The organism is Sporomusa rhizae, from assembly GCF_041428845.1.
Taxonomy (GTDB): domain Bacteria; phylum Bacillota; class Negativicutes; order Sporomusales; family Sporomusaceae; genus Sporomusa; species Sporomusa rhizae.
This window is the reverse complement of record NZ_CP156925.1, coordinates 353701-370542: the sequence shown is the minus strand read 5'-3', so window position 1 is coordinate 370542 and position 16842 is coordinate 353701. Positions and strand designations below refer to the sequence as shown.

General features: G+C 44.7%; 16 protein-coding genes. 2 read left to right on the top strand and 14 right to left on the bottom strand.

Annotation, left to right across the window (positions count from 1 at the left end; translation table 11 throughout):
* Positions 1-151: 151 nt before the first annotated feature.
* The 4 genes from glpX to SRRS_RS01570 all read right to left on the bottom strand — a co-directional run bounded on the left by glpX (position 152) and on the right by SRRS_RS01570 (position 3232).
* Complete coding sequence (gene glpX / locus SRRS_RS01585) at positions 152-1117, bottom strand: class II fructose-bisphosphatase (protein WP_371365624.1); 966 nt, start codon at positions 1115-1117, stop codon at positions 152-154.
* Between the two features lie 250 nt (positions 1118-1367).
* Positions 1368-2012 (bottom strand): fructose-6-phosphate aldolase, encoded by a 645-nt coding sequence (gene fsa / locus SRRS_RS01580; protein WP_371365622.1) that lies wholly within the window; start codon positions 2010-2012, stop codon positions 1368-1370.
* A gap of 43 nt (positions 2013-2055) precedes the next feature.
* Positions 2056-2691 carry a hypothetical protein gene (locus SRRS_RS01575; protein ID WP_371365620.1) on the bottom strand — a complete coding sequence of 212 codons (636 nt, stop codon included), beginning with the start codon at positions 2689-2691 and terminating at the stop codon, positions 2056-2058.
* 136 nt (positions 2692-2827) lie between these two features.
* The gene (locus SRRS_RS01570; RefSeq protein ID WP_371365618.1) at positions 2828-3232 is read right to left on the bottom strand and encodes a response regulator; all 405 of its coding nucleotides are present in this window, start codon (positions 3230-3232) and stop codon (positions 2828-2830) included.
* Positions 3233-3443: 211 nt separating this feature from the next.
* Between SRRS_RS01570 and SRRS_RS01565 the strand changes: the two genes are divergently transcribed.
* Positions 3444-5192 (top strand): DUF6044 family protein, encoded by a 1749-nt coding sequence (locus tag SRRS_RS01565; RefSeq protein WP_371365616.1) that lies wholly within the window; start codon positions 3444-3446, stop codon positions 5190-5192.
* Here SRRS_RS01565 and SRRS_RS01560 read toward each other — a convergent pair.
* From SRRS_RS01560 to SRRS_RS01525, 8 genes are all read right to left on the bottom strand, one after another.
* Positions 5189-5770, bottom strand: coding sequence for a Yip1 family protein (locus SRRS_RS01560; protein ID WP_371365614.1), 582 nt, complete (start codon positions 5768-5770; stop codon positions 5189-5191). The two genes, SRRS_RS01565 and SRRS_RS01560, sit on opposite strands and share 4 nt — an antisense overlap.
* 12 nt (positions 5771-5782) lie before the next feature.
* Positions 5783-6709: a signal peptide peptidase SppA gene (gene sppA / locus SRRS_RS01555; protein ID WP_371365612.1), complete on the bottom strand. Its 927-nt coding sequence runs from the start codon at positions 6707-6709 to the stop codon at positions 5783-5785.
* 147 nt (positions 6710-6856) lie between these two features.
* Entirely contained in the window at positions 6857-8473 is a 1617-nt protein-coding gene (locus SRRS_RS01550) for a CTP synthase (RefSeq protein WP_371365610.1), read from the bottom strand.
* 136 nt (positions 8474-8609) lie between these two features.
* On the bottom strand, positions 8610-9044 hold the full coding sequence (gene rpoE / locus SRRS_RS01545; protein ID WP_371365608.1) for a DNA-directed RNA polymerase subunit delta: 435 nt from the start codon (positions 9042-9044) through the stop codon (positions 8610-8612).
* A gap of 103 nt (positions 9045-9147) precedes the next feature.
* A complete protein-coding gene (gene argS, locus SRRS_RS01540; protein WP_371365606.1) occupies positions 9148-10818 on the bottom strand; it encodes an arginine--tRNA ligase in 1671 nt (556 codons plus the stop codon).
* Entirely contained in the window at positions 10808-11284 is a 477-nt protein-coding gene (locus SRRS_RS01535; RefSeq protein ID WP_371365604.1) for a DUF1934 domain-containing protein, read from the bottom strand. Before SRRS_RS01535 ends, argS begins: the two co-directional genes overlap by 11 nt.
* A 241-nt stretch (positions 11285-11525) precedes the next feature.
* Complete coding sequence (locus tag SRRS_RS01530; RefSeq protein ID WP_371365602.1) at positions 11526-12542, bottom strand: SpoIID/LytB domain-containing protein; 1017 nt, start codon at positions 12540-12542, stop codon at positions 11526-11528.
* A gap of 42 nt (positions 12543-12584) precedes the next feature.
* A complete protein-coding gene (locus tag SRRS_RS01525; protein WP_371365600.1) occupies positions 12585-13307 on the bottom strand; it encodes a VanW family protein in 723 nt (240 codons plus the stop codon).
* A gap of 185 nt (positions 13308-13492) precedes the next feature.
* On the opposite strand from SRRS_RS01525, the gene SRRS_RS01520 reads away from it, so the two are divergent.
* A complete protein-coding gene (locus SRRS_RS01520) occupies positions 13493-15007 on the top strand; it encodes a Mur ligase family protein (RefSeq protein WP_371365598.1) in 1515 nt (504 codons plus the stop codon).
* 4 nt (positions 15008-15011) lie between these two features.
* Here SRRS_RS01520 and SRRS_RS01515 read toward each other — a convergent pair whose 3' ends face one another.
* Positions 15012-15608 carry a cytochrome b/b6 domain-containing protein gene (locus SRRS_RS01515; protein WP_371365596.1) on the bottom strand — a complete coding sequence of 199 codons (597 nt, stop codon included), beginning with the start codon at positions 15606-15608 and terminating at the stop codon, positions 15012-15014.
* 147 nt (positions 15609-15755) lie between these two features.
* Positions 15756-16598 carry an adenosylmethionine decarboxylase gene (gene speD / locus SRRS_RS01510; RefSeq protein ID WP_371365594.1) on the bottom strand — a complete coding sequence of 281 codons (843 nt, stop codon included), beginning with the start codon at positions 16596-16598 and terminating at the stop codon, positions 15756-15758.
* Positions 16599-16842 lie beyond the last annotated feature (244 nt).

Sequence of the window (16842 nt, the reverse complement as noted above, 5' to 3'; positions counted from 1 at the left end):
GCAGAGGTGTTTGCCAAAATTATCATCACGCGATATGTCTTGAGTGTAAAGAACATCTCCTTACATCGAATCAAGCTAGTAAGTACGTTATCTCTTATAAGTAAAAAAGCGAGATTGCAAAAAGCAATCCCGCCCATACATGTAAATAGACTTAAGCCCGTTTAATTGCCATAGGTTTTTTATCAAACTTATGGATAGCGTCAACAAAACGTACAGTGCCAGTTGATGCCCTCATTACGATGGAATGAGTCCGGGCACCGCCACCAAAATAGCGAACACCATTCAACAAATCGCCCTGGGTTATTGCGGTTGCCGCAAATATCACTTCGTCCCCTTTAACTAAGTCATCTAATGTAAACACCTTATTTATATCGGTAATACCCATGCCTCTTGCCCGTTCGATATCATTATCGTTTTCAGGCCATAGTTTAGCTTGCATGTCGCCACCCAGGCATTTAATAGCCGCTGCCGCCAATACCCCTTCTGGCGCTCCACCGATACCAAGCAGCATATGAACTGCGGTACCGTCGATAGCAGCATTAATTGCCGGTGATACATCACCATCAGAAATCAATTTAATCCTAGCACCGGCATCCCGGGCCTCTTTGATTATCGCCGCATGACGCGGACGGTCAAGAATAACGACAGTTAAGTCTTCTACCCCGCGCTCTAGAGCAGCTGCAACAGATTTGAGGTTTTCGGTAACCGGGGCATTAATATCAATTTTGCCTTTGGCACGTGGTCCTACAGCAATTTTATCCATATACATATCAGGTGCATGTAACAGGCAGCCCTGCGGTGCAATGGCCAGGACAGCAATGGAACCGGGCAGACCTTTGGCTACCAGATTAGTTCCTTCCAATGGATCAACGGCAATATCCACTTTGCGGCCGCCGTGTCCTACCTCTTCCCCAATATACAGCATCGGAGCCTCATCCATCTCACCTTCACCGATAACTACCCGTCCGCTAATGTTTACGGTATCAAAAGCCGCCCGCATAGCATCGACAGCGGCTTGGTCGGCCGCAATCTTATCACCGCGTCCCATCCAACGGCCACAGGCAACTGCTGCCGCTTCGGTTACACGCACAAATTCCAAGGCTAATTCACGTTCCATTTTCTTACATCTCCCTTATATATCTTGCTGGGATAAAGAGCAACTGTTGGCCACAACTTTGACAGCCATTGTGCCCTTATCCTATTTGGAAAACTAATTTTATTTCTCGTAAAAATCGCCGGGCAGCCGCCCGGCTTTCTTTATCCTGATAGAAAGTAGAACTTTCGCTGGATAATAGCAACATCGGCTTCCGGCTTCGCTAAACCTCAGCTTATACCATGTTTTCTTTATCCTAACACTTTAAACAGTCTTACATGTTGGCTTTTTGCCAATCTTCCAAAAACCGTTTAATACCAGCATCGGTTAACGGGTGGTTTAAGAGCGAAACCAATACTTTAGCCGGAACAGTTCCTATATGCGCCCCGGCCAGTGCCGCTTGGGTTACATGCATAGGGTGCCTAATGCTGGCAGCAATAATTTCGGTTGCAATACCATGAATAGCAAAAATATCTGCAATATCTTTGATAAGATTTACGCCGTCTTGACTGATATCATCAAGCCGCCCCAGGAAGGGACTAACAAAGGCAGCGCCGGCCCGTGCCGCCAGCAACGCCTGATTAGCGGAAAAAATCAATGTAACATTAGTTTTAATGCCTTCGACCGCTAATGCGCTCACTGTTTTTAAGCCATCAACAGTTATCGGAACTTTAATAACGACGTTATCGCCAAGTTTGGCCAATTCGCGGGCTTCCGGCAGCATTTCTTCAAATTTTGTACTAATAACTTCAGCGCTTACCGGCCCGGATGTTAAAGATGCAATCTCTTTGATAACTGCCTTAATATCTTGTTTTTCTTTGGCAATGAGCGATGGATTAGTCGTTACCCCCGCCACAATACCCATGGGTAAAATTTCTTTAATCTCAGAAATATTGGCTGTATCCAGAAAAAACTTCATAGATATCTCACTCGCCTTTTCTTCATTATATCGGTATTACCAACTACTTGCGGCTAGTGCGTCTTAGTGGGGCCAACTCGATAATTCCCACAGCTGATATTCTCGCTAAATCTTGTTCATCTTTAGCTGAAATAAGCAGTCTGCCATCACACTTGCTGCAAGACAGCTCAACGGCATCAACAAGCACATCCACATCTACTTCAGTATTACCACAAGAGCAGTATACCCCTCCCTGCTCAGCGATATCATGAATTCTATTTAAAATTTCCAATAAAATTTGTGAGTTTTCTATTCCTTGGTCATCCAATTGATCGTCCAATTCACTGGCTAAGCTTGCCACTTCCTGCTTATGACGGGCAATGGTTTCAGCTATGGCCTCCGGGCTGCCCACAAAACCAAGTTCTAAGTTAGCCTGAGCACAATATACCTTGCTGGCCTTAGGCTGCCTAAACAGCTTGCTGTCAAGAAAAATAAGATGATTAGTCTCGCAAACTACACAAGGAATATCTAATAGATATTGGTGCCGACCTGCGCCAGAAATTGTCCCTTGTATCTGACCACAGCTACAAATCAGCTGACACTCAGCATTATGAATAGCAAACCGGGAGACATTATGAAGTTCAATTTTGCCGCATCGCGAACAGTACAGCGCTAACGTAGAAACAGCGCTAATAACCAATTGATATCCCCCCTTGCTACCTTAACTTCGCCACCGTCCGGAAAAATCCTGCCTCAACCCGGACAAGTTCCCAGCCATTAGGCAGAAACCCGCCAAAAACTAACCCGGGACTTAAGTCCCGGGCATTTTATCCTAATTAACCTATTAACAACTGCCGTTTCTCGCCAAAGGTAGTATTAATACTGGCCTGAATAATTTGACATAAAGACATGATATCAAAAGGCTTGGTAATATAGTCGCGCATTCCTGCTTCTCTAGCCTCATTAACCATATCCAACTCTCCGTAAGCTGTCATCATAATGACTTGATCGCCCTGACCCTTACGTTTAAGTTCTTTTAAGGCTTCGATCCCGTCCATACCCGGCATTTTCATATCCATAAGGATGACATGAGGGTTAACATCTTGGGCGACCTGTATGCCCTCATAGCCATTTTGTGCAGTTACTACTTTATAACCTTCATCCTGGAGAACCTCGGTAAGCAATCTCCGAATTCCAGGTTGGTCATCAATTACCAGAATGGTAGCTTGGGAATTGCTCATATATTTTTGCACCTTACTTTCCCCGTAATGTTGTAATATTCTTCCTTATGTTTTCCTAATATAACCATATTCGCAATAAATTGAAAATATCCTGCTAATTTCTGGAAGAAAATAGAAATTTTTTGATTTTTTTCTAAGATCCAGTAAATAAATTTGAAACTGGTTGATTTTGTGCTAAAATTTGTATGAAAAACTTTTTGCGAGGTAAATTATGCCACTTATAAGACTTCCGCTAAGGAAATTTCTTTCCTTCTTAAATAATCATAAGGCAGCACTGCTGTTTACCGGTCTTCTGGCCGCCTATTTAGCACCCTTTGTAATTTTGCGTCAAAACGCTCATTTTACGATCAACGACAACTTGGACTGGATTACCGCTTGGATTGTTCTGGTTGAAAGCGGCAAAGCATTTTCCTTAACAGGTACCGTTAATCAAATGCTTGGTGAATTGCCGCGCAATTGCCTGCCAAGCGGCTTTAACGTTATTACTTGGTTATATCTTGTCTTGCCGCCTTTTCGCGCCTACCTGGTAAATGTTCTATTAGTGCATAGCATTGCATTTGTTGGTATGTATATTTTCCTTAAATCTTATATTCTGCCTGAAAAACGACAAGTTTGGCTGGCATGGGCAGGTGCTGCAGCATTTGCCACCATCCCCTTTTATACCGTTTACGGCCTATCAATTGCCGGACAGCCCTTACTATTCTATGCCATGCTTAATGCCTTTTATGAACGTAAAACACTATTAAATGTCATAATTATTGTTATTTTTGCACTGTACTCCTCACTGCCGCTGTCCGGAGTCTTTATTTTGGCGGTTCTTGGTATGGCTGCTGTATATGATTTTTGGAAAAACCGCGTAATCCGCGTTACGTTTTGGGGAGCTATTGCTCTCTTGGCTTGCTCGTATATGATTACGGAAATCTGGCTTATCTATAACGCCTTTTTAGGCTCTGGCTTTGTATCAAGCCGTGAGGAAATCAATCGAATTCTTCTCGGACAGTCTCGCGACTGGAACGGTGTCCAATCACTCATTGCCGATAATTTTATTAACGGGCAATATCATGCGGTAAGTCTGCACAAATATATTCTAATGGTAGCCATTCCGCTGGCACTCTTATTAGGGTGGCGGCAAAAACGCGAGCGCCGCATTATCCTAAGTTTAACAGCTTTTGCTTTCGGAATATCGGTTTTTTACGGCTTCCGCTATTCCGAAGTCTTCATGACATTTGCCTCCCATGTTAGTTTTTTTAATACCTTTCAAGTTCAGCGTTTTCACTGGCTGCACCCTCTTATCTGGTATACTGTCTTTGCTCTGAGTTTAGCGGTTATTGCTAATGTCCGTTATATCGGTAAACTGCTGGCGATGCTCTTGATTACGTTGCAGCTTGGGTTCCTATTTGGCAATAACATTGAGTATGATTTGATTGTAAAAAAACAAACAGGCGTCTCTGTTCTTGAGAACGCCTGGCTGTATGAAAACATAAGTTATGGGGAGTTTTTTGCCGACAGTCTGCTGGAGCAAGTTAAAAACTATATTAACAGACCACAGTCCGACTACCGCGTGGCTAGTATTGGCATTTATCCCGCCATCACCCAATATAATGGTTTTTACACTCTCGACGGCCGGCTTAATATCTATCCGCTGGAGTACAAACATGCCTTCCGGAAAATTATGGCCAAAGAATTGGACAAAAATCCTTTTTGGCAGCGGTATTTTGATTACTGGGGAATCACTTGCTATATCTTCCCGGCTGAATTGGAGTACTACCAGGTTAGGAAATCTTATCAACAAAAACTTAATCATTTAGAACTGGACATCGATGCCTTCAAAAAATTAGGCGGCGAATATATTTTATCCGCCGCCGAAATTACCAATTATCAAGAAAATGGTTTGGAGTTCGTAAAAGTATTCAGAGAAGGTTGGTCGATCTGGGAAATCTATCTGTACCGGGTTCGCTAAAAGGCAAACGGCAACTGCATCAGGCTCGTACTTAAGAATATGATTAAGGCGGTAACGCCGCCGATAATGGCTAACATTGGGGCGATAAGCACCAGTACCGCCTTAGTTGCGGACAGTCCGTGCGCGCCGCGTAGAGCAGCGACTTGTAAGGTCAATGTCCAAATAAACACAATAAGACCTACAATGCCTAACAGCAACCCCCGAATTCCTCCAGGCATCAGCGCAGCTATTACCCAGAGCGGTATGGCAGCTACTCGCGGCAGATGGGAAAAACCCATTGCGGCAAAAAGGCCCACTGCCGTACCTTTGCCACCAAACAATTCAGCAACAAAACTCAAGACGGCGGCCCCCAGCACCCAGGAAAAAAAGCTGCCAATGATGTTAAGTACAAATAAGATTCCGAAAGCCGGTACCCCCGGCAAATCTTTTATACTTATATAGACGGCCAAGACCGGAACAAGCATGCTGATGACAAACATCGTTAATGCCTGTCCAGTTAATTTTTTTTCGGCAATATAGTGCATAGCTGCAGTTGGTTTAAATAAAACATCATAAATTGTTTCCAGAAAACTACCCATTATCTCGCCCCCTTAATAGCTCTGGGGTGTGGCCGCCGGTTCGGCCGATGAGAGCATTTCTTTTAGACGCTTGAGCATCATTTGTTCTGAAAGTTTATCCTGCGCCCCAAATAGTGTCTCCAGAGTATTTTTCTTACCAAATTCGATTATTTCATGGTTACCCTGAATGCCTACCATTTCAGCTGCACCGTCGATGGCATCATACATGTTGCCCATTTCATCAACAAGCCCCAATTCTCTTGCCTGTCGACCGGTATAAATACGTCCATCTGCCAATTGGCGTACTCTGGCAGGATCCATGTGCCGGCCCTCTGCAATGACTTCGACAAACTGATTATACATATCGTCAACCATAACCTGCAAAATCGCCCGTTCCTCAGTTGTCAGTTGACGATCCGGTGATAAAATATCTTTATGCGGTCCACTCTTAATTTTTTCCTGCCTAACCCCGATTTTTTTATATAGCTCTTCCCAGTTGGAATAGGGCATATAAACCCCGAGACTGCCTGTTATTGTAGATGGATTGGCATAGATTTTATCGGTGCAGGCCGCCAGCCAGTATCCGCCGGAAGCCGCCATATCCGCCATAGAAGTTATAACCGGTTTTCCAGTGGCACGGAGCTTCTTAAGCTCCTCCCCAACTTCCTGGGAACCCGGCACAGTTCCACCAGGACTATTTATCCGAAGTACAATTGCTTTAACCGCTGCATCATCCCGGGCTGCGTGGAGCTGGCGAATCAGTCCGTCAGTACCGCCGCCCTCGGTAAACAGTCCAACCTGCCCACGACCAGTGGCAATTACACCGTCAACATAAACTACGGCAATTTTATCGCGGCTGGCAATTTTGCTTCGTTTTATTTTAGGACCGACGAACATTGCCCCTATCAGAGATATTCCTACAATCAACGCTAAAAAGAGGACTACTGACCGTTTAAACATAAGTCTACCTCCCGAATATCGTTATTCGATATAACCTGTGATAAATAAACCACGACTTCGTCGTTCTTTTGGCAAAAGAAGAAAGGAATATGTCCTTTATTCTTCTGGAAAAGAAAACTGTTGGAGGTTATCCAACAGTTTTTCATATTATAGGTTGCCCTGTTTATGGCTCAGTGATGCCTTGACAAAATCTCTAAACAGCGGATGTGGATTGGTCGGACGTGACTTAAATTCCGGATGGAACTGAGTACCAACAAACCACGGATGATCTTTAAGTTCTACAATTTCAACTAAGCGTCCATTAGGCAAGGTACCGCCAATAACAAGACCGGCTGCTGCTAACTGCTCACGGTAGGCATTATTGAATTCAAAGCGGTGACGGTGGCGTTCATAAATAATTTCGTCATTATAGGCTTTGTAGGTAAGAGTACCTTCCGTAACTTTACATGGATATACCCCTAAGCGCATGGTGCCGCCTTTTTCCTCAACATCCACCTGCTCCGGCATAAGGTCGATTACCGGATGCGGTGTATCTGGATTAAATTCGGTGCTGTGGGCCTCAGTTAAGCCGCACACGTTCCGGGCAAATTCAATAACAGCTGATTGCATCCCCAAACATAAGCCAAAGAACGGCACTTTGTTCTCACGAGCATAGCGGATCGCTTTGAGTTTTCCTTCGACGCCTCTATCACCAAAACCGCCTGGTACCAAAATACCATCAACATCTCCCAGGTATTCGTCCATATTGACGGCATCGTCTTCTATGTCTTCCGCTTGAACCCATTTGATCTCGATAGCAGTGTCATTACCAATACCACCATGGCGCAGAGCTTCGGACACGCTCATATACGCATCCTGCAAGGCTACATATTTACCAACAATGGCAATACGTACGCTATGTTCAAGATTATCAATTTTATCTACCATGTTTTTCCACTCAACCATATCCGCGCCGCCATCCTGAATATTAAGCTTTTCCATGGCGATGCGGTCCAGGCCCTCATTCTGAAGCATAAGCGGTACCTGATATATGCTTGAAGCATTTTTATTCTGGATAACGGCATCGCCGTCAATATCGCAGAACAGTGCCAGTTTTTCTCTCATCTCCGGCGAAATTTCATGCTCGGTACGACACACAATGATATCAGGATGGATACCAATACTCCGCAGCTCTTTTACGCTATGCTGGGTAGGCTTGGTTTTAAGCTCACCGGCAGCTGAAATGTAAGGTACAAGCGTAACGTGAATATAAAGGGAACCGCCTCTACCCACTTCTTTTTTGACCTGACGGATGGCTTCCAGGAACGGCAGGATTTCAATATCACCGACCGTACCACCGATTTCGGTAATAACAACATCCGCATTGTCTTCTTTGCCAACCCGGTAGATGCGATCTTTTATTTCATTGGTAATATGGGGAATAACCTGCACAGTACTGCCAAGATAGTCCCCTTTACGCTCTTTGTTAATTACTGACCAATATATTTTCCCGGCTGTAACATTTGAACTTTTGCTCAAATTAATATCAATAAACCGTTCATAATGGCCAAGGTCGAGATCCGTTTCACCACCATCTTCGGTAACAAAAACCTCGCCGTGTTGATAGGGGCTCATCGTACCTGGATCAAAATTTATATATGGATCAAATTTCTGAATGGTTACTTTGAGTCCGCGGCTTTTTAGGAGACGCCCTAAAGACGCAGCCGTGATCCCCTTGCCTAAGGAAGAAACCACACCGCCGGTAACAAAAATATATTTAGTCATAAAAAATATCCTCCTACTAACTCCATGGTCGTTGACGCAAAAATATCTAAAATCATAGTAAGAATGCTAACCTAATTATGCCAAACATTTGCGGTTTTTATCCGAAGACTAGCCCGCTCCAAATGCGATAACAGCATCAGTTAGTATCCATTTCCTCTTCTTCTTCTTCCATGTCGGTATCCTCATCTTCAATCATGGTGACAGGTTCAGCAGTACTGCCGTCATCATCACCTTCAAAATCTTGTTGTATAGCAGCCAATAATCTTTCGCGCCGTATAGTGTTATCCTGACGGGCAGCCGCAGTTTCTTCTACTTCACGGGCACTAATACGCTGCGGTGACCATTCATTCAGCCCCCACATGCTTTTCCCGGTATGAACAAACCGGCTGTCCAAATTAATTCTGGTATGAATTTCGGCAATAACATGAGCGGGCGGACGGCCTGTCCCGCCTTTCTCAGCAAAGACTTGATCAATTAACTCCCGATAATACAACGGATGGCCTGCTGCTTTTAAAATTCGATAAGCTACATTAACTTCATCAGTGTTATTCTTTGAGATAGTATTTACCATTAATTATAACCTCCGCACTTAACAATCCGCGTTTTATATTCAACATGCAGAGGTAAATTCCTCCCGACTATTAGAAAACATTGTTTTTTAAGAATGGAACATATCACATTTTGTCAGGAGCAGCTACTCCTAAAACAGAAAGTGCCTGGCGGATGGTAGTTCTTACCGCTGTCACGAGAGCCAGTCGCGCCACCTGCAGTTCAGGATCTACTCCCATAATACGGCACTGATTGTAAAAGGTATGAAACATGCCGGCTAATTCATGAGCATAGCGGGCAATACGATGCGGTGCCCGCTCCCGGGCTGCACTGGCAATTTCTTCCGGAAACATCGCCATCTTTTTGATTAGATCAACTTCGATTTGCTCTGTCAAAACTTCTAAGCGGCGGAAACCGGCTAACTTGTTAGCTACATCCAAACCAGCTTCTTCCACTTGGCGCAAAATACTGCAAATACGAGCATGAGCATATTGGATATAGTACACCGGATTATCATTAGAACTGGACTTAGCCAAATCCAGGTCAAAGTCGAGCTGACTATCAATGGAACGCATAATAAAGAAGAATCTTGCCGCATCACGACCAACCTCTTCAATCAGTTCATTAAGAGTAACGCCCTGGCCTGTACGCTTAGACATTTTGACAAGCTCACCATTTTGGTAGAGGCTTACCATTTGCAAGATAAGCACTTCCAGATGATCTGGCTGGTAGCCCATAGCAGCAATTGCAGCTTTAACCCGGCTGATATAGCCATGATGGTCAGCACCCCAAATATTAATTACCCGGTCAAAACCCCGTTCAAACTTGTTCCGGTGATAGGCAATATCGGCGGCAAGATAGGTAGGAACCCCATTATCACGGATAACTACCCGGTCCTTATCGTCACCATAGGCTGTTGATTTGAGCCATAAAGCCCCATCCTTATCATAAATATTGCCATTGCCTTGTAATAGTTCGCAGGTTGCCCTAACGGCCCCATTGTTATGCAGAGTCCGTTCACTGAACCATACATCAAAAGTAACGCCAAAATGTTCTAAATCCTCTTTGAGCGCCGCCAATTTTTCCTTGAGCGCCAGTTCTTTAAATGTTGCCAGGCGTTCAGCTTCCGGCAAGTTCATGTATTTATCACCATGGCGGTCAATAATTCGCTTCGCTGTATCAATAATGTCCCGCCCGTGATAGCCGTCCTCCGGAAACTCTACTGTCTTGCCCAAAAGTTCCAAGTACCGGGCATTAACAGAAGCAGCCAGATTATCAATCTGGTTGCCGGCATCATTGATGTAGTACTCAGCCTCGACGTTATAGCCAGCTGCCCGCAGTAAGTTAACAAGCGCACTGCCAAATGCCGCACCGCGTCCATGTCCTACGTGCAGCGGCCCGGTAGGATTAGCACTAACAAACTCTACCTGAACACGCTCCCCCTGACCGGCATTCGACTGGCCAAAAGTATCACCGGCAGCTAGTATAACAGCCAGTTCCTGGTATAATACGTCTGCCTTTAAGTAAAAGTTAATAAAACCCGGACCTGCAATAACAGCCTTTTCCAGCCAAGGCTCGTTAATACGGTCAATAATAGCCTGAGCAATCATTCGCGGGTTCATTTTGGCCCGTTTTGCTGATTGCATAGCAAAGTTGGTGGCATAATCACCAAATTCCTTTTGCGGCGGTACCTCAAGCGCAATTTCCGGCAGCTGATCGGCGCTAAATACATTTTCGGCTATTGCCTTGTCAGCAGCTTGTCCGATAGCAGCTATCAGTTTTTGTTTAATGTCCATACTTATCCCCCTGTAGAGTGACCGACAGCGTATTGGCGCTTTGCCACTGTCCGTCAATTTCAAGTTGGTAATCAATAATTATTCCAGTTACACGGCCACCACCATCAGCTCGATTTATACTGAGCCGGGTAGTCTGTACCCCCATTTTCATAGTACCAAAAGGAGTACTGTAACTAGACAAGTTGCACTGACCTACGCGGAATTCCTGTCGCTGTTCAATTGTCCCCAAGCGAACCAGAACAACATGATCGCTATATATTTTTAAGAGAGTTGTGGCACCTTCCATGCCACTAATCTCGGCTTCCTGATAAGTAATGTACTGAACACCGTTTTTTTCATAGCAGCGTCCCTGGGTAAACAGTTCAATTTTGCTTTCTTCTCCCTGCGCGTCCCGTTGCGAGCCTAACACCTTTATAAACACGGTTTCTATATCAGTATTGCCGTTCAGCTTCTTGATCAGACTCAATCCTTTCACAGCACCTTAACTTTATTATTATAGCGTAGTCGAAACCAATTGCCAATATTCCTTCCGGAAAAGATAGTAAAAAAAATTAAGCCCTGTCATTTTTTACATTGACAGGAAAATAAATCGCGCCGCCTGTCCGTGCGTACCAGACAAGCGGCGCAGTCCCCGGGAGGTAGCCGCCATACTACCTCGCCTAATTAATGTATGCAGTTTTTTTGTTTTACATTCGTGCTTCCTTACTTTATTGCCATAATTTTTTCACTTCAGCGCCACGATAATAATACTTTACAATGTCCTCTGCCTGTTTACCTTCCTGAGCAAACGTATACGCTCCCCATTGGCATAAGCCTACCCCATTGCCCCAACCCATACCTTTAAAAACGAAATTGCTGCCGTCATAATTCATATCAGTAATTAACGTTGATTTCAAACGGTCGTAACCGACTGCCCGCCGAAAGTCTGAACCGTACATCTTTTTATCACCGGCGCCAATAAAGAGAATTCGGCCCGACGGACCTTTCTCTAAAATTTTAATATCAGCGGGGTTACCGCTGTAGCCAATTGTTGAAGCTACTACGGAACCCGGAATTTTCACTGTCCAGGACTTAATATTTTCCGGAGTGTACTTAAAAGAATCATCGGTAATCGGTTGAAAATACGGGGTGTCATGGGTAATTTCTTTAGGGAAACTTTCTTCTTTCGTTGCTGAAATCTGCCCATTGCTTGAACTATAAATAGCGTTGACCAAGCCGCCGGCATATAACAATACTTCACCGCGCGTACGAGCCACTGCCTGCCGGACACTGTCATTTACTTTTTGCGGAGCGAAAGCCTGCAATTCTTCCTTGGAAGTACTTACATCGGCATTATGCAGCTTCTTTATCGTACCGGCCTCAATAGCACTTATCGTTAGCGTCCTGGAAGCAATAGCCTGAGCAGCCAAGGCCTCCATCGGCCAGTCTGGTTCCATTTCTTGCGCAATCACGCCTTCTATATACTTTTCCAGCGGCATTGTCTCAATATTGCCTTTATCGGCGAGGTACACTTTAACTTGTGGTTCACTGGTGTATTTAGATGCATCAAAAACTGGTACCCCGGGAATAGGCTGGGGAGAAGGCACGGCCGGCGGCGTCGGAGCCTGCTCCGTAGGTGCCGGAACCGTTTTTTGGGCGGGAGGCCTGAGTAGTGTGTATGCTCCCGTGATAAGTACTAGCAAAACTCCTACGACTAGTGCGGTATTGAATGATTTGTTTTTCATGCGCTCCCACCTCGCTGTTAGTATGCCAGATCCCAAAGATACTTATGCGTCTGGTAAAGCCCACAACTCAGTTGTCAACTTAGAACCACGGTCATGAACAAATGCTCGAATAATAAGACGCTTGCGGGTAGTGTTGACAAAGCGTAAGTCCTTGTCTGTATACACGGTGGCGTCTTTCCCTGGCGGTATATAGGTTACGGGTTGAGAATGAGGGTGACGCTCAGTAACTGTAAGATCAGCCGCCAACACTGCATTATAAAGAGTTGACGATACCTGGCACATGCCGCCGCCTACCCCTTGTTCTTTCCCATTTTCTCCAAGAACTGTCGCCTCTTGAAATCCCCTTTCGGGCGTTACCTCGCCAACTGCTTTATTAAAAGAAAATTCCTGTGCCGCCGCTATGATTGCGTTATTGATTATTTTTGCTGTTAATTCAATGTTTGTCATCCGCCCGGCGCTGTTGTCTAAAATCGGGGTCGTTGCTTTGCCCATTTGCTGACTTCGTTCCAGCAAGTCTTTCGTTAAATTCGGCATATAGGGCGTATACACAGGCGTTACATTGCTGTTCGGAGCCGCCACCAGCAAATCATCGACAGTTGCTGTTACATTAAGCCGCTGACCCGGACGCTCCGGAATAATTTCACCGGTATTGGAGTCAAACCCCGCGTTAACTGCCGGTACATCTTTGGCTTTGGCCAAATCAGTTACGATCCTCTTGGCCTCTTCCATTGACATACCGCCTACGGCTTGTCCTTCTATGGTCACATTTTCGCCAACCCGCCCGGGTTCAGGTTTTGGCGCCGGAGTTTGCAGCGAGCAGCCTGCGCCATACAGCAGACCAATACCAATAACCAGTACTAAAACCGTTAAATATTTTTTAATCAGAAATCACCTCCCAGGCTTACTGTGAATACCATGGAATATCCATTTGCGGAGAAGGGGGACATAGTATGCAGGCCTTAGATGATTTGGTTGCTCGCGCCACCGGAATTACCTGTTACTCGGGTGAGGTATGCCCTGGCAACATCTTTGTCGCTATTCGCGGTCGTATTACTGATGGCAATTCATTTGCCACTGCCGCCGCCGAGCGGGGAGCGTTGGCCATTGTCAGCGATTGTCCGGAACAACTGCCGCCACTCAAAATTCCAATAATTGTCGTAGCTAACGCCAGACTGGCCTTGGCAGAACTGGCAGCCGCTTTTTATAATAACCCTTCCAGGAGAATGAGTCTGATAGGTGTAACCGGCTCTAACGGCAAGACTACTATCACCTGCATGCTTGAACATATTTTTACGCAAAATGGCCTAAGTACCGGACTGATCGGCACAGTTCGAGTTAATAATGGAAAGACTACCTTTCCCAGTGTGCTGACAACACCGGATGCCGTTAGTATCCAACAGTATCTATCCCAAATGATAAAAAATAAAGTAACACATGCTGCTATGGAAGTTTCTGCCCAGGGAATTGATATGCACCGGGTTGCCAACGTTAGTTTCTCTGCAGGTATACTCAGCAACATATGCGCTGATCACCTCGATTTCCACGGTGACTTCGCCAGCTATATTAATGCCAAAGCTAAGTTTTTGAACTTGTTAGACACAAAGACACCATTTATTGTCAATATCAGTGACCCCTATTGTCAGACCATTGTTAGAAACTTTGATGGCAACTTAGTAACTACTGCTATTGGCTATAGTAGTAGCAGAGCCGACATTTCAGCGACTGTTACCCATCTCTCCACTTATGGCAGTTCATTTGATATCCATATTAACAAACCATTAACCACCAATGGCGGACACTTGTTGATGCCACAAAAATATTGTGTGGCTTTAGCTATTCCCGGACGGCACAATATTGAAAACGCCTTGCTTGCCGCAGTTGCCGCCCTACTACATGACATAAATCCTGCAAAAATCACCCCTGCTCTGGCCAGCTTCCGCAGCGTCGAACGGCGGATGAACGTTTTCCATCTGGGTGGGATTACTGTTATTGATGATACTGCCCTCAATCCGGGCAGTATTGACGCTGTTTTTGACACAATTGGTGCCTTCCGGTACAACCGGCTTGTTGTCGTTAATGCCATCCGCGGCCGGCGCGGCCCGGCAATTAATGCCGCTAATGCAGCCGCACTAGCCGGCAGACAGCGAAAAATTCCTTTTGAACTTATCGTTACGTCAAGTGTTGACCATGTTGGCGCGGCTGATATTGTTACCGGAGAAGAAAAGATGGCCTTCCTGACAACCCTCAATACTCTGAAAACCGAGTATACCTACACGAGCACACTCCCTAACGCCTTGGGCATAGCACTTAACCGTACTATGCCAGGTGACTTATTAGTATTAATCGGTGCCCAGGGTATGGATGCCGGCCGGCAAGTATTAAATGAGTTAGTTAACGCATATAATTGCCACTCCCAAAATTCATCATCTTACTTGCCGCCCGCTTGGAGCACAGTTGGAAAATAGCAGGCTAATTCTCAGTCTTTTTCAGCTTGGGTTCTTTATTGATATAGCCTGAAAACATAGCTTGCAGTTTGGCAGGACTCTCAGTAAACACTAATAACAAATGTAACGGAATGGTTGCCAGGAAGTACATGGTAATAGCATAAAAAAGAATCCTAATTCCCATTAAACCGCCTACAGGTCTGCTTAGCCAAGATTCGTACTGGGGTAATAGGTAAGGAAGTGAACAATAGCCAGCAAGTAAAACCACTAGGCCCCAAGAGGTAAACAGCGCCTTCTGTCCCGGGTTATACCGACCATAATTAGGATGGTTTTCAGTAATAAAAAATACATACCGGAAAAAGCTTCGCAAATTGGGCAAATCGTGGGTGGTAAACACTATTTCTGTATATTTTCCTGTGTATAGATAGTAGAAGATTTGTCCAAACAAATTGAGCAAAAGCACGATTCCGGCAAAAGTATGGGTTTTCCGAATCAGGCCGAAGGGCAATAAGTTGCTCCAAGGGTCATGCAGGTACAAACCGGTTAAGACCAGATAGGTAACCGTAGAAAACATAACCCAATGAAAAATACGTACAGGCAAAGGGTGTAATAATAGTTTCATAAAAATAAAATCCCCCAAACGGGGGATTTTAATGCTCTCGTACAATATACTTTTGAAAGTTTAGTTTTGCCCGGATTGGAAAGGTACCGATAAGGGCAACATCGGCTTCCGCCTTTGCCAAAGGCTCGGCGCAAGCCGTATTTTCTTTTATAATTTAAGGTTAACTTTAGGGATATTCTTTCCATAGAAAATTTCGGCCATCTCTTTTTTCAGCCGCTGTTTAATTTTCTTTTTCTCGCCAGCCATAAGCTCTTTCTTGGCCGTACCAAACAGGTAGTTATCCAGATCAAATTCCTTCAACAGCATTTTAGTGTGGAAAATGTTCTCTTGGTAAACATTAACGTCGATCATTTGGTACATATCGCGGTTGTCACTGGAAACATAATTTTGAATTGAATTAATTTTATGGTCTATAAAAAACTTCTTACCATTGACGTCGCGAGTAAAGCCGCGCACCCGGTAATCAATCACAGCAATATCGGGATGGAAGGTATTAATTAGAAAATTCAAGGCTTTAAGCGGCGAAATTTGGCCGCAGGTCGATACATCAATATCTGCCCGAAAGGTACTGATGCCTTCATCCGGATGGCTCTCCGGGTAAGTATGCACAGTAATATGGCTTTTGTCCAAATGGCAGACAACCGCATCCGGCATCGGCTCGTTTAGTTCACACTCACCACATTCTTCACTCGTAAATTCCTCACCCGGCTGGTGAACCGGCTCCTCAGATATAAGCATGGTAACACTGGCGCCTTGCGGATCATAATCTTGCTTTGCAATATTCAAGATATTGGCACCGATCATATTAGCGACTTCAGTCAAAATATTAGTCAGGCGTTCGGCGCTATATTCTTCATCGATATATTCAATGTAGTCATTTCGATGCTGCGGAGTTTTAGCATAGCAAATATCATACATGTTAAAGCTTAATGATTTGGTGAGATTATTAAATCCGTAGAGTTTCAATTTTTTAATTGATTTTATTTCCATCTTGCTCGTTCCTTCTCCTCAATAGAAAGTATTAACTACAACTCAACCGCCGCAACGTACACCTGCTTCGTTACCCGATGACTAACCCGCTCTAAGACTCCCGCTTCTGCAAATGGGAGTAAGAGCGGGTAAGTCCCTGGATAAGGTCGACTAACCTTCAGGTGGGGTTAAAGCCCCATCTGAAGCTAAGTCTACTTTATATAAGTGCAAGTTATTCTATAAAGCAACAAAAAATCCTTTAAAA

Excerpts from the sequence above, each read along its gene's own strand:
- glpX (WP_371365624.1), bottom strand. The coding sequence starts at position 1,117 with ATGGAACGTGAATTAGCCTTGGAATTTGTGCGTGTAACCGAAGCGGCA.
- SRRS_RS01520 (WP_371365598.1), top strand. The coding sequence starts at position 13,493 with ATGCAGGCCTTAGATGATTTGGTTGCTCGCGCCACCGGAATTACCTGT.
- fsa (WP_371365622.1), bottom strand. The coding sequence starts at position 2,012 with ATGAAGTTTTTTCTGGATACAGCCAATATTTCTGAGATTAAAGAAATT.
- argS (WP_371365606.1), bottom strand. The coding sequence starts at position 10,818 with ATGGACATTAAACAAAAACTGATAGCTGCTATCGGACAAGCTGCTGAC.
- SRRS_RS01560 (WP_371365614.1), bottom strand. The coding sequence starts at position 5,770 with ATGGGTAGTTTTCTGGAAACAATTTATGATGTTTTATTTAAACCAACT.
- SRRS_RS01565 (WP_371365616.1), top strand. The coding sequence starts at position 3,444 with ATGCCACTTATAAGACTTCCGCTAAGGAAATTTCTTTCCTTCTTAAAT.
- rpoE (WP_371365608.1), bottom strand. The coding sequence starts at position 9,044 with ATGGTAAATACTATCTCAAAGAATAACACTGATGAAGTTAATGTAGCT.
- SRRS_RS01570 (WP_371365618.1), bottom strand. The coding sequence starts at position 3,232 with ATGAGCAATTCCCAAGCTACCATTCTGGTAATTGATGACCAACCTGGA.
- speD (WP_371365594.1), bottom strand. The coding sequence starts at position 16,598 with ATGGAAATAAAATCAATTAAAAAATTGAAACTCTACGGATTTAATAAT.
- sppA (WP_371365612.1), bottom strand. The coding sequence starts at position 6,709 with ATGTTTAAACGGTCAGTAGTCCTCTTTTTAGCGTTGATTGTAGGAATA.
- SRRS_RS01515 (WP_371365596.1), bottom strand. The coding sequence starts at position 15,608 with ATGAAACTATTATTACACCCTTTGCCTGTACGTATTTTTCATTGGGTT.
- SRRS_RS01550 (WP_371365610.1), bottom strand. The coding sequence starts at position 8,473 with ATGACTAAATATATTTTTGTTACCGGCGGTGTGGTTTCTTCCTTAGGC.
- SRRS_RS01530 (WP_371365602.1), bottom strand. The coding sequence starts at position 12,542 with ATGAAAAACAAATCATTCAATACCGCACTAGTCGTAGGAGTTTTGCTA.